The sequence below is a fragment of the Neorhizobium vignae genome, from assembly GCF_000732195.1.
Lineage (GTDB): Bacteria > Pseudomonadota > Alphaproteobacteria > Rhizobiales > Rhizobiaceae > Neorhizobium > Neorhizobium vignae.
Window position 1 is genome coordinate 90,501 of the sequence record NZ_JNNU01000007.1, and the last position, 16,313, is coordinate 106,813.

General features: G+C 63.0%; 14 protein-coding genes. 9 read left to right on the top strand and 5 right to left on the bottom strand.

Features of this window, described 5'->3' with window-relative positions:
• The first annotated feature begins 11 nt into the window (after positions 1-11).
• The 3 genes from folP to folK are packed head-to-tail and all read left to right on the top strand — an operon-like array spanning position 12 to position 1,763.
• Complete coding sequence (folP, locus tag GQ59_RS13470) at positions 12-887, top strand: dihydropteroate synthase (RefSeq protein WP_037082422.1); 876 nt, start codon at positions 12-14, stop codon at positions 885-887.
• The gene (gene folB / locus GQ59_RS13475; protein ID WP_037081970.1) at positions 887-1,252 is read left to right on the top strand and encodes a dihydroneopterin aldolase; all 366 of its coding nucleotides are present in this window, start codon (positions 887-889) and stop codon (positions 1,250-1,252) included. Before folP ends, folB begins: the two co-directional genes overlap by 1 nt.
• A complete protein-coding gene (folK, locus tag GQ59_RS13480; RefSeq protein WP_174459617.1) occupies positions 1,221-1,763 on the top strand; it encodes a 2-amino-4-hydroxy-6-hydroxymethyldihydropteridine diphosphokinase in 543 nt (180 codons plus the stop codon). The genes folB and folK overlap by 32 nt, the downstream gene beginning before the upstream one ends.
• Positions 1,764-1,778: 15 nt before the next feature.
• Here the strand turns inward: folK and GQ59_RS13485 are convergent, their stop codons facing one another.
• The 4 genes from GQ59_RS13485 to GQ59_RS13500 form a co-directional block, all read right to left on the bottom strand.
• Complete coding sequence (locus GQ59_RS13485) at positions 1,779-2,333, bottom strand: hypothetical protein (RefSeq protein WP_037081975.1); 555 nt, start codon at positions 2,331-2,333, stop codon at positions 1,779-1,781.
• 102 nt (positions 2,334-2,435) lie between these two features.
• Positions 2,436-3,515: a YcjF family protein gene (locus GQ59_RS13490; RefSeq protein WP_037081979.1), complete on the bottom strand. Its 1,080-nt coding sequence runs from the start codon at positions 3,513-3,515 to the stop codon at positions 2,436-2,438.
• On the bottom strand, positions 3,512-4,981 hold the full coding sequence (locus GQ59_RS13495; RefSeq protein ID WP_037081982.1) for a YcjX family GTP-binding protein: 1,470 nt from the start codon (positions 4,979-4,981) through the stop codon (positions 3,512-3,514). The genes GQ59_RS13490 and GQ59_RS13495 overlap by 4 nt, the downstream gene beginning before the upstream one ends.
• A 77-nt stretch (positions 4,982-5,058) precedes the next feature.
• A complete protein-coding gene (locus GQ59_RS13500; protein WP_037082424.1) occupies positions 5,059-5,568 on the bottom strand; it encodes a SixA phosphatase family protein in 510 nt (169 codons plus the stop codon).
• 269 nt (positions 5,569-5,837) lie between these two features.
• Here GQ59_RS13500 and dksA point away from each other — a divergent pair, with 269 nt between their 5' ends.
• A complete protein-coding gene (dksA, locus tag GQ59_RS13505) occupies positions 5,838-6,257 on the top strand; it encodes an RNA polymerase-binding protein DksA (protein ID WP_007771163.1) in 420 nt (139 codons plus the stop codon).
• Positions 6,258-6,346: 89 nt separating this feature from the next.
• Here the strand turns inward: dksA and GQ59_RS13510 are convergent, their stop codons facing one another.
• The gene (locus GQ59_RS13510) at positions 6,347-7,426 is read right to left on the bottom strand and encodes a flagellar biosynthetic protein FliO (protein WP_037081984.1); all 1,080 of its coding nucleotides are present in this window, start codon (positions 7,424-7,426) and stop codon (positions 6,347-6,349) included.
• Between the two features lie 252 nt (positions 7,427-7,678).
• On the opposite strand from GQ59_RS13510, the gene cckA reads away from it, so the two are divergent.
• The 5 genes from cckA (at position 7,679) to GQ59_RS13535 (ending at position 16,266) form a co-directional block, all read left to right on the top strand.
• Complete coding sequence (gene cckA / locus GQ59_RS13515) at positions 7,679-10,291, top strand: cell cycle histidine kinase CckA (protein WP_037081987.1); 2,613 nt, start codon at positions 7,679-7,681, stop codon at positions 10,289-10,291.
• Between the two features lie 245 nt (positions 10,292-10,536).
• Positions 10,537-11,625 (top strand): recombinase RecA, encoded by a 1,089-nt coding sequence (recA, locus tag GQ59_RS13520; protein ID WP_037081989.1) that lies wholly within the window; start codon positions 10,537-10,539, stop codon positions 11,623-11,625.
• Positions 11,626-11,809: 184 nt separating this feature from the next.
• Entirely contained in the window at positions 11,810-14,470 is a 2,661-nt protein-coding gene (alaS, locus tag GQ59_RS13525; RefSeq protein WP_037081991.1) for an alanine--tRNA ligase, read from the top strand.
• A 53-nt stretch (positions 14,471-14,523) separates the two neighbouring features.
• The gene (ttcA, locus tag GQ59_RS13530; RefSeq protein WP_037081993.1) at positions 14,524-15,390 is read left to right on the top strand and encodes a tRNA 2-thiocytidine(32) synthetase TtcA; all 867 of its coding nucleotides are present in this window, start codon (positions 14,524-14,526) and stop codon (positions 15,388-15,390) included.
• 51 nt (positions 15,391-15,441) lie between these two features.
• Positions 15,442-16,266, top strand: a complete 825-nt coding sequence (locus GQ59_RS13535; RefSeq protein WP_037081994.1) for an inositol monophosphatase family protein — start codon at positions 15,442-15,444, stop codon at positions 16,264-16,266.
• Positions 16,267-16,313: the final 47 nt, after the last annotated feature.

Below are 16,313 nucleotides of genomic sequence, written 5' to 3' on the forward strand. Positions count from 1 at the left end.
ACGGCCGGCCGGTGATATCGCAGCGCAACAGCACCTGGCGCGTCGGGCGGGGCCGTGTCCTTGAACTCGGTCGCCAAGGCCAGATTATGGCGATCATCAACATCACGCCCGATTCCTTTTCCGACGGTGGAAACTACGCGGACATGGATGCCGCGGTGGCTCACGCCGTTTCCTGCGTGCGGGAGGGCGCCGCAATCCTCGATGTCGGCGGCGAATCGACGAGGCCTGGCGCCACCGAGGTGACGGCCGCGGAAGAGCAGGATCGCGTCCTGCCGGTGATCGAAAGACTTGCCGCGGAGACCGATGCGCTGATCTCGATCGATACCTATCGCGCCGAAACCGCCCGCCTGGCGATGGCCGCGGGTGCCCATATCATCAACGATGTCCACGGCCTGCAGCGCGAGCCGGAGATCGCGACCGTTGCGGCTCAAACATCCGCCGGGGTCTGCATCATGCATACCGGCCGTGGCCGCGAGCAGGAAAAGCGTGCCGACCGCATAGCCGACCAGGAATTCTTCCTGCAGCAGTCGCTCGAGATCGCCCGCATCGCCGGCATTTCCGACGAGGCGATCGTGCTTGATCCCGGCTTCGGCTTTGCCAAGGATCGCGACGACGACATCGAATTGATGGCGCGTTTTGCCGAACTGCACCGGCTCGGTTTTCCGCTGCTCGCCGGCACCTCGCGCAAGCGGTTCATCGGCGCGCTGACGGGACGGGAAAAGGCGAACGAACGCGACGTCGGCACCGCCGCGACCACGGCAATCCTGCGGCTTGCGGGGGCGTCGATCTTCCGCGTTCACAACGTTGCCGCCAACCGCGATGCGCTGGCGATGGCCGACGCGGTTCTCGCTGCAGCCTCCGCTGACAACGCAAGAGAGGGCCTTTGATGGCGACCTACACGATCACGCTGAAGAACTGTGCGTTCTACGCCAAGCATGGCGCTTTCGAGCAGGAGGCCACGCTCGGCCAGCGTTTCTTCATCGACGTCATCATGGATGTCGAGGCAGACGAGGCGCTCGAAAACGACGATGTTTCAAGCACGGTGCATTACGGCATCGCCTACGAGATCGTCGAGAAGGTGGTGACGCAACGCCGCCGCAACCTCATCGAGACGCTCGCCAAGGACATCGCCAAGGCGCTCTGTGCCTGGACGCCGCAGATCCGCCGGGTGGAGATCGCCGTGCGCAAGCCGAGCGTGCCGATCCCCGGCATCCTCGATTATGCGGAGGTGCGTGTTGAGCATTTCGCCTGAAAAGACGGTCGAGGTCGCGGCTCTGGGGCTCGGCGGCAATATCGGCGACCCGCCGTCGTCGATGGCCGAGGCGCTCAGGCAGCTCGATGGGCGCGAGGACTGCCGCGTTCTCGCTGTCTCGAAACTCTATTCGACCCCGCCCTGGGGCAAGACCGACCAGGCGGATTTTTTCAACTGCTGCGTCCTGGTGGAGACTTCATTGGAGCCGGAAGATCTGCTGGACGTCTGTCTGGCGATAGAGCGCGGGATGAAGCGCGTCCGGCTGGAGCGCTGGGGACCACGCACCATCGACATCGACATCCTCACCTATGGCACGCGGGAACAGAAGACCGAAAAACTGGAAGTGCCGCATCCGCGGATGACCGACCGCGGCTTCGTGATGATGCCGCTTGCCGATATCGCCCCGGATCTTCCGGTGAAGGGAAGGAAAGTGCGCGACTGGCTTGCTGGAGCCGATACTGTTGGCATCAAGGTGGCGCGGGACAGCCAGGACTGGTGGCAGGGCGCCTGAGGCGCCCATAGTGTCTTATTGTTGGATCGAGCCGACGGCGATCGAATCCATGTCGCGGTCGAGGCTGAGCCCGATCACCGGAACCATCTGGTCCTCGACCTTGATCGAGATGGTGATGTTCATCTTGTTTTCGCCGCGCAGGCTCGCGACCATCGCGCCGTTGAGCTGATTGCGGTTGATGCCCATGACGACCTTGTCGCCGCTGACCGAGCCGGAAATGATGTCGAGACCCTTGCCTTCGGCACCGTCCAGGAACTTGCCGGTATAGCCGCGGCCGCTCTGGGTTATTGTGGCCGACATCGGCTGCTGGAACACGCCGACGCGGCAGGTTCCGTCGAGCTTGATGCCGACATTGCTGTCCGGAACGGCGGCGCCCGTGAGGTTGCAGCTGAATTTCGTGCCCTTGTATTTGCCGGCGACGATTTCGCCTGGGCCTTTCCAGACGCCCGCGACCGACTGGAAGAAAGCCTTGTCGCGAGGAGCGGCTTCAGCCTGCGGTGCCATGGCGGAGGTCGCAGCGACCGTCAGAATGGCGAACCCGCCGAGAAGCGAAAAGAAGCGCGAATACATGAACTTTCCCCTGACGAGCAGCAACCTTAAGTGTCCCGTAATTTAGGCGGGAATGGTTAACGACTGGTGACTATGGCCGGAATTGGGCCGTAGTCCACCGCTCTACTGCTCATCTTTCCGCCCGCCGACGGTCGCAATATCCGAGATAAAATCGCCGATTCCAGGCCTTTTGACCGCCCGGAAGGGCAGCGGTCGGCAAAGATCCATGGCGGCGATGCCGATTCGCGCGGTCAGCAGGCCGTTGATGACGCCTTCGCCCAGCCGTTTGGACAGTTTCGAGGCAAGGCCGTGTCCCAGAACCTGTTGTGCAACACCGTCGCCCACCGCGATCGAGCCCGTGACGGCAAGATGGGCGATGACGTCCCGCATCAGTCGCAACAGTCCGAGCGTTCCAGGCCTGCCGCCGTAAAGCTCGGCCATGGCGCGAATCAGCCGCGTCACTTCGAAAAGCACATAGGCGAGATCGACGATGGCGCGCGGGCTGACGGCGGTGACGATCGAGACCCGTTTGGACGATCCGAGAATAAGCGCGCGAGCCTTGCGGTCGAGCGGCGCCAGGAGTTCACGTTCGGCCAGTTCGATGAGCTGCGGGCCGTCGATGATTTCGTCTTTCGTCGCCTCGAGGTTGGCGCGTCCCTTGGCGGTCTCCGCCCGGTGACTGAGGATCTTGGTGAGCGCGGCGACGACGGTGCGCGCAGCTGCAGGGCGAGGGGAAAGGGCAGCCTCTTCCGCCTGGGTCTTGAGGGTCTGGACGGCGGAGAGCCGCATCATGCCGACGATCTCGCGGCCGACGATCACGGCGAGGGCGGCGAGCCCGATGGCAAGCGCGGTGAGCGCCGCATATCCCAGCCAGTCGGCACGGGTGAACAGGTCGCGGATGACGCTATCGGCCCACAGGCCGAAAGCGAGCGAAAGGAAGGTACCGAAGGCCGCCGCCGCCAGGTTGACGAACGAGAATTTCTTTCGCGCCCGGGGCTCGGCGACCGGGATCGCCTCTGCGGCCAGTTCGGGCGGCGACACGAACGGATCCTGGTCGTCGGGCGTCACCATGACGCCATCCTCGAAGCTGCGCGGGCTGCGGCGAGGGACGGGCAAGGTTTCGTTTCGGGCCGCGCTTTCCTCTTCGACCGAGAAAGATGCGGGGCGGCGCTTGCCGTTCTGAGGTGTCTCGGGCGGTCTCATGCGAGGCGGTCTCCGAACAGGAACTGCATGGCACGGTCGAGCCGGATATGCGGTACCGAAAGCTTCATGCCGCCGTTGGCCTCTTCGAGCGCCGGCGGACGGAAGCGCACCACGTTGATCTCCGGAAGCTCGGAATCGGCGGAATCCAGCTGCTGAAAAAATGCTTCAGGGTTTTCCGGCAAGTCGCCGGGAAATATGGCAGTTTTCTTAAGCCCATCGAAACGTTCGCCACTGATCATCTCGCCCGCAATAGGCGTGCCGACGATGACCGGCAGGAGATGGCCCTCTTCCTTGACGGTCGCCTCTCGGGTGGCGCGCACCGATGCGATCGCCATCACCTCGATGCCGGCGCCGGCCATGCCGATCCGCTGCACGGCGCGATCGACCAGCCGGCCCGTAAGCCGTTCCAGGCGGTCGTGGCTTTCGTGGTGCAGATGATCCGCCTTGGTGGCCGCGACCAGAACCTTGTCGATCCGGCGACCGATCAGGGAGGAGAAGAAGCTGTTGTGGCCGGGGCGGAAACAGGCGAGCACGTCGGTCAGCGCCCGTTCCAGATCCTGCACCGCTTCGGGGCCGCGATTGATCGCCTGCAGCGCGTCGATCAGCACGATCTGGCGGTCGAGCCGCGCGAAATGCTCGCGGAAGAACGGCTTGACCACGACGTTCTTGTAGGCCTCGTAGCGACGCTCCATCATCGCCCGCAGCGAACCCTTCGGCGCTTTGGTCTCGGGCATGTTCGGTAGCGGTGCGAACGTGAGCGCCGGCGAGCCTTCGAGATCGCCGGGCATCAGGAAACGGCCGGGCGGCAGGGTCGAAAGCGACCGCTCGTCCGCCTTGCAGGCCTTGAGGTAGCCCGCAAAGGCTTCCGACAACCGTCTTGCGGTCATTTCGTCAGCCGGGGCGTCCGCATCTATGCCGTTTGCGAGAGCCAACCATTCCCGCGACAATTCCTCGCGGATGCCGGTTCCGGCAAGCGCCACGGTGTTGTTGCTGAAGGTGCGAAAATCCTGCGCCAGCAGCGGCAGGTCGAGCAGCCATTCGCCCGGATAGTCGACGATGTCGATCGACAGCCGGCCGCGCGAAAACATCCGGCCCCAGCCGCTGGCGCTCTGGTAGTCGAGAGTGATCCGCAGCTCCGAGATGGCACGGGTCGAATCCGGCCAGATGCGGTCGCGCACCAAGGCCTGGATATGATCCTCGTACTGGAAGCGCGGGATGGCATCATCCGGCTGCGGCTCCAACCGCACGGCGGAAATCCGGCCGGATCGGAACGCCTCGAAGAGCGGCAACCGGCCCCCGTTCAGGAGGTTGTGGACGAGGGACGAGATGAACACGGTCTTGCCGGCCCGCGACAGGCCGGTCACGCCGAGCCTGATCGTCGGATGCACGAGGCCCGAGGCACGGTCGGCGAGATTGTCGAGCGCGATGCGCGCGTCATCCGAGAAGCTGGTAAGCGAAGGCGGCAAGGCGTCGTTCCGGGGCCAGAGTTTACGCCTATATAGGAAGTCGTCGCGAGGCCGCAAAGCCGTCGCTCGAGTCCAGTTCAGGCCGTCAGGAAGTCGGTCAGTATCCAGGCGGCATCCGAGCCGGCGACAAAGCCGCGATATTCGAGCACCGCAAGGCCGGCAGGAGGATAGCCGCCCGGGATCGCCGCCACCATCTGGTCTGCGCCGATCAGCCCTTCCAGCACTTCTTCCATGGTCGGGTTATGGCCGACGAGCATCACCGAACTGCTGTCCCCCTGGCCTGCAAGAACCGCAAGGTAGGTGCCGAGCGGGCCGTTATAAAGTTCGTCGATGAAGACAGGGTCGATCTCCTCGCTGATCGCGCGGCGGATGGCTTCGGCGGTCTGGCGGCACCGCAAGGCGGTGGAACTGATCAGGATATCGGGCCGGTAGTTGCGATCTGCAGCCTTGTCGGCAACGATTTCGGCCTGTGCGAAGCCCTGATTGTCGAGAGGGCGATCGAAATCATGCTGTCCCGGCTCCGCCCAGCCGGATTTGGCATGGCGCAGCAGGTAGATGCGGGAAGGAGGAGGAGTGATCGTCGTCATGCCCGGCACCGCTAGTGAGAGGATGGAAGCGATGGGTAGCTTTCGGCACGAGACTCGTCAACTGCCGCAGATGTTCTGAAACAGCCTGCCCTGGCAAAGCCTCCTGTGGAGAAGAGTTTCGAGCGTTCAGAATAAAAGCTTAAAAAATAGCCGTTTAGCGGATTTTTATGACAGTTTTAAAAATGCCTTAATACTGAGCGCGAGGCTTGAATCCGCATGGGAGGATAGGATATAGAGCGCCGCATGAGATGTTCTTCAGGAGAATCGCGTTGAGTGAGAAGATCGATCTTAGCAATTATGTGCTCTCTGAAAACGACGAGTTCATGAATGCAAATCAGAAAGCGTATTTCCGGGCAAAACTGATCGCCTGGAAAAACGACATCCTGAGAGAAGCGCGCGAAACGCTGGGTCACCTGGCTGAAGAGAGCGCCAACCACCCCGATCTCGCCGACCGGGCTTCCTCCGAAACCGACAGAGCTATCGAACTTCGAGCCCGTGACCGCCAGCGCAAGCTGATTTCCAAAATCGATGCCGCCTTGCAGCGCATCGAAGATGGCACCTACGGTTACTGCGAAGAAACGGGCGAACCGATCGGCCTCAAGCGTCTCGACGCTCGTCCGATCGCCACGCTGTCGATCGAGGCACAGGAACGCCACGAGCGCCGCGAAAAGGTCTATCGGGACGAATAATCCGCCCGATCAGCCGAAAAACGAATTCAAGGCACGGTTTTCCGTGCCTTTTTTCTTGGGTGGAAATTCAGACGGCAGGGGTCACCCGCTCACTTGTCGCGGGTGACGGACATCTCGCCGAAGATGCGGGCGACTTCCGACTGCAGGCTCGGTTCCGGCGTGGCGCCGGTGACCGGTGGCACGCCGGGGTTCCTCGGCTGCATCTGACGGTTCGGCTGGGGGATGACGGCGGTCTCGCGGGCCGCGAGGTTGTTGGCCATTTCCTCTTCGAGAATCCGTTCAAAGTCGCTTCCGAACTGTTTCGGCTTGTCGGCGGCCGATTGCAGGGCCGGCGGCACGATCGCGGCGCTGACCGGCACGGCGCGCGGCTCGGGTGCTTCCTGGAAAACCCGCCCACGTGCGGCGTCGAGCACGTCGGCTGCGTCGTCGAATGCCGGAACCTGAGCAGGGACTGGGGCAGGCACCGGCGGAGGTGCCGCAGCGGCTGCCAGTGCCGCGATCGGCCGCAGCTGTTCGGATTTTACCTCCGGGGCTTGCCGGGCCGGCGGCTCGATCCTGGGGGCGGCGGCCGGTTCGGGAGCTGCTGCATTGTTCGCCGGGACAGGCGGTGCGGGCCGAGGGGCCAGCGTACCGCTCATCGATATCGGCCCCGTCGTGGGAGCCACCGGCGGAGCGGCGCGCGGCGTCTCTCGCGGCGGCACGACGCTTTCCCGGGCCGGCTCGACGCGTGGTTCCGGAGCCGCAGGGCGTGGGATCGGAGCAGGACGCGGTTCGGCAACGGCAGCCGGTCGGGCTTCCATGGCGGATGCGGCCTGAACGGGAACCGTCATGTCCATCGGCTGGAACCGGTTGGCCGCTGTTGCCGGCATGGCCGGTGCCGCCGTCGAAATTCCGCTTTCGATGACGATATCGGTCGGCCCGCCGATCATGATCAGATGTTCGACCCCGTCGCGGCGGATGAGAACCAGGCGACGCCTTGCATCGACGGCGGCCGCATCGAGGACCTGAAGCCGCGGCTGGCGGTTCTTGCCGCCGCGCACGAAGGGCGAAGGGCCGGAACGGCTGCGGATGAGCCAGAGCACGCCGATAAGGACGAGAAGCCCAATGCCGACGCCGACGACTGCGATCACCAGGCGGCCCCCATAGGCGCCCATCAGCTCTTCGAACATCTCTTGCCACTCCTCATATGAACGCCACGGTAAAAAACGACTTTTTTGCTACCGAGGCAAGCTGCTAACTGTCACTGTCCGGCGCTGAAAAACAGCGTAGAAAAGCAAAGATAGGTCACTCCGCCAAACTGTCCCGGGTTTTGTGGCCCAGCAGAGCTTTTTGCTTAACCTGCAACTTGCTAATAAGGAATCGCGGGATTCCTGATCCCTGAATGTTCATGGCCGCAGCGTCGGTCGAAATGCGAGGAATTGATGACGAAGTTGCAGCAGAGCGGCAACTACGAGGCGCCCCTGGTGGAAAAAGGGACGCGTGGCGGCACCATCATCCGGATTGTTCTCCTGGCGCTCGTTCTCTGTGGCGTGGCCGCCGGATTCGTGCTGTTTCAGCATGCGCTCGACAATGAACTGGTGCTCGGCCTGCTCGGCATTCTCGCCATGGTCGGCATCTTCTTCCTGGTGTCGTCGATCATCGGCCTCGTCGAGGTCATGCCGCAGTCGCGTTCCGACGAACTGGCCCGCGGTTTCCTCGCCAATCATCCCGACGGCATTCTGATCACCGACGCCAAGGGCCGCATTCTCTACGCCAATGCCGCCTATGGCCGGATGACCGGCGCGACCAAGGCGAGCAACGTGCAGTCGCTCGAAGCGCTTCTGTCCAAGACCCGCGAATCGACCGAGGCGCTTTACAGGTTGACGACGGCTCTGCGCGAAGGCCGCGAAGGCCATGAGGAGTTCCGGCTTCTCCAGCCGATCGGACGGACGACCGGCAACGGTTCCGGTGCCCACTGGTACCGTCTCAAGGCTCGGCTGCTGACGCCCGCCGACAGCCGCAAGGGTCAGCTCGACATCTGGCAGATCACCGACATCACCTCGGAACGCGACGACCAGGAACGGTTCTTCCGCGAACTGCAGAACGCCATCGACTATCTCGACCATGCGCCCGTCGGTTTCTTCTCTGCCGGCAAGAAGGGTGAAATCTTCTACCTGAACGCCACGCTTGCCGAATGGCTCGGCATCGACCTGACCAAGTTCGTGCCGCGCTCGGTGACGATCGCCGATCTCGTGGCCGGCGAGGGCATGGCGCTGATCCAGTCGGTGCAGGCCGCGCCCGGTCTGAAGCGCACCGAGACCCTCGATCTCGATCTGCGCCGCACCAATGGCCAGAGCCTGCCCGTGCGCCTGGTGCACAATGTCAGCGCCACCCGCGACGGCGCGCCGGGCGAAAGCCGCACCATCGTGCTGGCGCGGCCGAAGGGCGGCGAGGGCGACCAGTCCGCCTCCGCGATGCGCTTCACGCGTTTCTTCAACAATACGCCGATGGCGATCGCCTCCGTCGATGGCGAAGGGAGAATCCTGCGCATCAACGCGCCGTTCCTCAAGCTGTTTGCCGGCGTCGTTTCCCGCGACGACGTGGATAACGGCATCGAACTCGACCGCATCGTGCACGACAATTCCCGCCAGCATCTGATGCAGGCGATCGCCGCCGCCAAGGATGGGCAGGGGGATATCGCCCCGATCGATTCGCGCCATCCCGGCGACGAGAACCGCTACGTGCGATTCTACGTGAACGCCGTGATCGACGAGAGCGACGAGGCGCCGGAAGAGGCCGCGATCGTCTATGCCGTCGAGACGACGGAACAGAAGGCGCTCGAAACCCAGATGGCCCAGACCCAGAAGCTCAATGCGGTGGGCACGCTGGCGGGCGGTATCGCCCACGACTTCAACAACGTCCTCACCGCGATCCTTCTGTCCTCCGACCATCTCCTGCTGCAGGCGCGCCCCTCCGACGCGAGCTTCGCCGACCTGATGGAGATCAAGCGCAACGCCAACCGCGCCGCCGTGCTGGTGCGCCAGCTGCTCGCCTTCTCGCGCAAGCAGACCATGCGGCCGGCAGTGCTGAACCTCACCGACGTCGTCGGCGATCTGCGTATGCTGGTCGACCGGTTGATCTCCGGCACCAATGTGAAGCTCGAAGTGGATTACGGCCGCGATATCTGGCCGGTGCGCACCGATCTGTCGCAATTCGAGCAGGTGCTGATCAACCTCTGCGTCAACGCGCGCGATGCCATGCCTCAGGGCGGCACGATCCTGATCAAGACCCGCAACGTATCCGCCGAAGATGCGGGCGGTTTCCACCAGGCGGATCTGCCGGCCGAAGATTTCGTCATGATCGAGGTTTCCGACACCGGCACGGGCATCTCGCCCGAAATCATGGACAAGATCTTCGAGCCGTTCTTCACCACCAAGGAAGTGGGCAAGGGGACCGGCCTCGGCCTCTCGATGGTCTATGGCATCGTCAAGCAGTCGGGCGGCTATATCTATCCCGAATCGGAAGTGGGACGCGGTACGAGTTTCCGCATATTCCTCCCACGCCACATTCCCGAAACGCCGGTCGTCGTTCAGGGCGCTCCCGCGCCCGGGGCGCAGGCGCAGCCGGCGGCTCTCGCGCCCGTCTTGTCGACGCCTGCATCCGACGACCTCGACCTCACCGGAAAGTCGGCGGTCGTCCTGCTCGTCGAGGACGAGGAGGCCGTTCGTCGCGGCGGCAAGCGCATGCTCGAGACTCGCGGCTATACCGTGCACGAGGCGGGCTCCGGCACCGAGGCCCTCGACATCATGGAAGAGCTGCAGGGCAAGGTGGATATCGTCGTCTCCGACGTCGTCATGCCGGAAATGGACGGCCCAACGCTTTTGACGGAACTGCGCAAGATCTATCCGGACATGAAGTTCATCTTCGTTTCGGGCTATGCCGAGGATGCGTTTGCCCGCAACCTGCCGGCCGACGCGAAGTTCGGCTTCCTGCCGAAGCCCTTCTCGCTGAAGCAGCTTGCCGTCGCGGTCCGGGAAATGCTCGATTCGGAGTGAGAATCGGAAGGTCGCTCATAAATATCGCGCCGTCGCGATTCGCCCGGCGACCGCGGAGCCGCATTGATTTCAAACGCGAATTTTCCACACCCGGCAAGGGGTGAACATTTTAAGAACGAAATCGGAATATCTATTTCGACTCAATTGCTTGCCTGGCTCTTGCCAAATGAGAACAAAATAGGTACATCACCTTTATCGGCAGCTTCATTGCTTGCGCGGCGGCAATAACCTAAAGGTGGGACCAGATGGCACAGAATAGTTTGCGGCTCGTAGAGGATAAAGGCGTGGACAAGAGTAAGGCGCTGGAAGCGGCATTGTCGCAGATCGAACGATCCTTCGGTAAGGGATCGATCATGAAGCTCGGTTCGAACGAGAACATTGTCGAGATCGAGACGGTTTCGACCGGCTCTCTCAGCCTCGATATCGCGCTTGGCATCGGCGGCCTGCCGAAGGGCCGCATCATCGAGATCTACGGTCCGGAAAGCTCGGGCAAGACGACGCTTGCGCTGCAGACGATTGCCGAAGCCCAGAAGAAGGGCGGCATCTGCGCCTTCGTCGACGCCGAACATGCGCTCGATCCGGTCTATGCCCGCAAGCTTGGCGTCGATCTCCAGAACCTTCTGATCTCGCAGCCGGATACCGGCGAGCAGGCGCTTGAAATCACCGATACGCTGGTCCGTTCCGGTGCCGTGGATGTCCTCGTTATCGACTCGGTTGCGGCATTGACCCCGCGCGCCGAAATCGAGGGCGAGATGGGCGACAGCCTGCCGGGCCTTCAGGCGCGCCTGATGAGCCAGGCGCTGCGCAAGCTCACCGCTTCGATTTCCAAGTCGAATACGATGGTGATCTTCATCAACCAGATCCGCATGAAGATCGGCGTGATGTTCGGTTCTCCGGAAACCACCACCGGCGGCAACGCCTTGAAATTCTACGCCTCGGTTCGCCTCGACATCCGCCGCATCGGCCAGGTCAAGGAACGCGAGGAAGTGGTCGGCAACCAGACCCGCGTCAAGGTCGTCAAGAACAAGATGGCGCCTCCCTTCAAGCAGGTCGAATTCGACATCATGTACGGCGAAGGCGTTTCCAAGACCGGCGAACTGGTCGATCTTGGCGTCAAGGCCGGCATCGTCGAGAAGTCTGGTGCCTGGTTCTCCTATAACAGCCAGCGCCTCGGCCAGGGCCGCGAGAACGCCAAGACGTTCCTGCGCGACAATCCGGAACTCGCCCGCGAGATCGAGACGTCGCTCCGCCAGAATGCCGGCCTCATCGCCGACCGCTTCCTGCAGAATGGCGGTCCGGATGCTGACGACGGCGACGCGGCTGCAGATATGTAGGCCTCCCGCTGCACTCGGAGTTTTCTCCGGCTGATTGCTTTTGAACCGGCCGCGCATGGAAAGATGTGCGGCCGGTTTCTCGTTCGGTTAGGCGGTCGGGCGGCTGGACAGTTGGGGGTGTGGGCGATACAAGCCTTTGGTTTTCGAATAATAGGACCGCATCCGGCGGTAAAAAGGGCGTAGCATGAGCGGCGTGAATGAAATCCGGTCGACCTTCCTCGACTATTTCCGAAAGAACGGGCACGAGGTCGTCTCCTCAAGCCCGCTGGTGCCGCGCAACGATCCGACGCTGATGTTCACCAATGCCGGCATGGTGCAGTTCAAGAACGTGTTCACCGGCCTTGAAAAACGGCCCTATACGACCGCGACGACGGCGCAGAAATGCGTTCGCGCGGGCGGCAAGCACAACGACCTCGACAATGTCGGATATACCGCTCGCCACCACACCTTCTTCGAGATGCTCGGCAACTTCTCCTTCGGCGACTATTTCAAGGAACGCGCCATCGAGCTTGCCTGGAACCTGATCACCAAGGAATTCGGTCTCGACGCCAAGCGTCTCCTGGTGACCGTCTACCATACCGACGACGAGGCTTTCGACCTCTGGAAGAAGATCGCCGGTCTTTCGGACGACAGGATCATCCGCATTCCGACCAGCGACAATTTCTGGGCGATGGGTGATACCGGTCCCTGCGGTCCGTGCTCGGAAATCTTCTATGACCATGGCGATCATATCTGGGGCGGCCCTCCCGGTTCGCCGGAAGAGGATGGCGATCGGTTCATCGAGATCTGGAACCTCGTCTTCATGCAGTATGAGCAGGTGACGAAGGACGAGCGCATCGACCTGCCGCGCCCGTCGATCGACACCGGCATGGGCCTTGAGCGTGTTGCGGCCGTCCTGCAGGGTCAGCACGACAATTACGATATCGACCTGTTCCGGGCGCTGATCTCGGCCTCGGAAGAAGCGACCGGCGTCAAGGCGGAAGGCGAGCATCGCGGCAGCCACCGCGTCATCGCCGACCACCTGCGATCCTCCGCGTTCCTGATCGCCGACGGCGTCCTGCCCTCGAACGAAGGCCGCGGCTACGTGCTCCGCCGCATCATGCGCCGCGCCATGCGCCATGCGCAGCTTCTCGGCGCCCGCGATCCGCTGCTCTGGAAACTGCTGCCGGCGCTCATCCAGCAGATGGGCCGCGCCTATCCGGAACTGGTCCGCGCCGAATCCCTGATTTCGGAAACGCTGAAGCTCGAGGAAAACCGGTTCCGCAAGACGCTGGAGCGCGGGCTTTCGTTGCTCTCCGATGCGACCAACACGCTTCACAAGGGCGATATGCTGGATGGCGAGACCGCCTTCAAGCTCTACGACACCTATGGCTTCCCGCTCGACCTGACCCAGGATGCCTTGCGCGCCCGCGAAATCGGCGTCGATATTTCCGGTTTCACCGACGCCATGCAGCGCCAGAAGGCGGAAGCCCGCTCGCACTGGACCGGTTCCGGCGACAAGGCGACGGAAACGATCTGGTTCGAGCTCAAGGAAAAGCACGGCGCGACCGAATTCCTCGGCTACGACACGGAAACCGCTGAAGGCGTGGTGCAGGCGATCGTGCGCGACGGCAAGGCGGTCGACAGTGCATCGGCCGGCGAGCAGGTGCAGGTCGTCGTCAACCAGACGCCTTTCTACGGTGAATCCGGCGGTCAGATGGGCGATACCGGGGTGATCTCGACGGACAATGCCAAGCTGAATGTCTCGGATACCCAGAAGAAGGGCGAGGGTGTATTCGTCCACGTCACAACCGTCGCCGAGGGTACGTTGAAGGTTGGTGATGCCGCAGCGCTGACGGTCGATCACGAGCGTCGCTCGCGCCTGCGTTCCAACCATTCTGCTACCCATCTGCTGCATGAGGCGCTTCGTGAAGTGCTCGGCACCCACGTGGCCCAGAAGGGCTCGCTTGTCGCGCCCGAGCGCCTGCGTTTCGACGTCTCGCATCCGAAGCCGATGTCGGCCGAGGAATTGCAGAAGGTCGAGGACATGGCGAACGCCATCATCCTCCAGAATTCGCCGGTCACGACCCGACTGATGAGCGTCGACGACGCGATCGCGGAGGGCGCCATGGCGCTGTTCGGCGAAAAATACGGCGACGAAGTTCGCGTCGTTGCGATGGGCAAGGCGATCGAAGGCCCCAAGGCCGGCAAGCCCTATTCGGTCGAACTCTGCGGCGGCACGCATGTCAACGCGACCGGTGATATCGGCTTGGTCCGCGTTCTCGGCGAAAGCGCAGTCGGTGCGGGCGTTCGTCGTGTCGAGGCGGTGACGGGGGAGGCTGCACGGGCTTATCTCGCCGAACAGGACGAGCGGGTGAAGACGCTCGCAGGCGCCTTGAAGGTGCAGCCGGCGGAATTGGTTTCGCGCGTCGAAGCGCTGATCGACGAGCGCCGCAAGCTCGAGAAGGAACTGGCGGAGGCCAGGCGCAGGCTTGCGATGGGCGGCGGGCAGGGCGGTTCTGCCGGTGATTTCAAGGAGATCGGCGGCATCAAGTTCATGGGCAAGGCGCTCAACGGCGTCGATGCCAAGGACCTCAAGGGCCTGGCGGATGAAGGCAAGGCGAGCCTCGGCTCCGGCGTCGTCACCTTGATCGGTGTCTCGGAAGACGGCAAGGCAAGCGCCGTGGTTGCGGTGACGCCTGACCTGGTTGACCGCTTCAGCGCCGTGGACCTGGTCCGCATCGCATCCGTGGCGCTCGGCGGCAAGGGCGGCGGCGGCCGTCCGGACATGGCCCAGGCCGGCGGACCCGATGGCGCCAAGGCGAGCGAGGCGCTCGACGCGGTGGCAGCCGCTCTCGGCGCCTGACGTCAAACACCGGAAGCGGGCATTGCCCGCTTTTCGGTTTCAAAGGAAGACCAATGGGCGTGACGGCCAAGATCGACGACGAGCTGGACGAGGTCGAAAGCGGCCTCGTGCCTGCGCTCTTTCGGGACGCGCCGAGTTCCGTCTCGTTCAACAAGCTGCGCAAGCGCCTGCTCCGGCAGGTCCGCCAGGCCTTCGATGATTTCGGCATGCTGAATGGCCAGAAGCGCTGGCTGGTCGGCTTGTCCGGCGGCAAGGATTCCTATTCGCTGCTCGCCGTGTTGCTCGACCTGCAATGGCGCGGCCTGCTGCCGGTCGAGCTAATTGCCTGCAATCTTGATCAGGGCCAGCCGAATTTTCCGAAGCATATATTGCCGGAATACCTCGCCTCGATCGGCGTGAAGCACCGCATCGAATATCGCGATACCTATTCGATCGTGAAGGAAAAGGTGCCGGAGGGCGCCACCTATTGCTCGCTCTGTTCACGGCTTCGGCGCGGCAACCTTTACCGCATCGCCCGCGAAGAGGGCTGTGACGCCTTGGTGCTCGGCCACCACCGCGAAGATATCCTCGAGACCTTCTTCATGAATTTCTTCCACGGTGGCAGGCTTGCCGGCATGCCGGCCAAGCTGTTGAACGACGAAGGCGATGTGATGGTGCTGAGGCCGCTCGCCTATTGCGCCGAGGACGATCTGGCGAAATTTGCCGCCGCCATGCAGTTCCCGATCATCCCGTGTGATCTCTGCGGCTCGCAGGATGGCCTGCAGCGCAATGCGATGAAGGCGATGCTTGCCGATATCGAGACCCGCATGCCGGGCCGCAAGGATACGATGCTGCGCGCGCTCGCCCACGTGAACCCGTCGCACCTGCTCGATCCTAAACTCTTCGATTTCTCCGGCCTGCAAGCCGCTCAAAGCCTCTGAATTCCTCTCGAACCCCGTCTTCCCGCACCAACTCCCCAAGAGACCGTTGTCATGACCCTTCCGCTCGACATCACGAAGCTTGCCGATCTTCTGCGCCTTGCCGCCAAGGCCGAAATCCTGCCGCGTTTCCGGCGGCTCGGTAGCGGCGATGTACGTTCAAAGAGCGAGCCGTCCGACCTGGTGACGGAAGCCGACGAGGCCGCCGAGCGGATGATCCGCCGCGAGCTGGAGGCCTTTGCGCCCGGTGCGCTCTTTGTCGGCGAGGAATCGGTGGCGGCGGATCCGTCGCTGCTCGCCAAACTCGCCGATGCGGAGTTCGCTGTGGTCGTCGATCCGGTCGACGGCACGTTCAATTTCGCCTCCGGTATCCCGGCCTTCGGCGTCATGGCCTCGGTCGTCTGGAAGGGTGAGACGGTCGCCGGGATCATCTACGATCCAATGGGCGACGACTGGGTGATGGCAGAAAGGGGCGCCGGCGCGTTCATGAGGCGGCCGGACGGCGAGGCGATCCGGCTTTCGGTCGCCGGAACCCGGCCGATCGAAGCCATGATCGGCATGGCGTCGCCTGGATATTTCTTCGGCGGTGAGCGGGAGCGGATCCTTGGCAATCTCGCCAAGGTCCGGTTCTTCGCCAACTATCGCTGCTCGGCCCATGAATACCGCACCTTTGCCGGCGGCCACGTGCAGTTCGTGCTCTACAACAAGCTGATGCCCTGGGACCATCTGGCCGGCACGCTGATCGGCACGGAGGCGGGCGGTTACGTGGCGCGTTTCGACGGCTCTCCCTACATGCCGCACCATGTCGATGGAGGCCTGCTGCTCGCCACCGACAAGGAAAGCTGGCAGATGCTGCGCAACGAGATCATCGGCCACTGAAATAGCGGCCATCAAGAGAAAAGGCCGGATCGCTCCGGCCTTTTTCG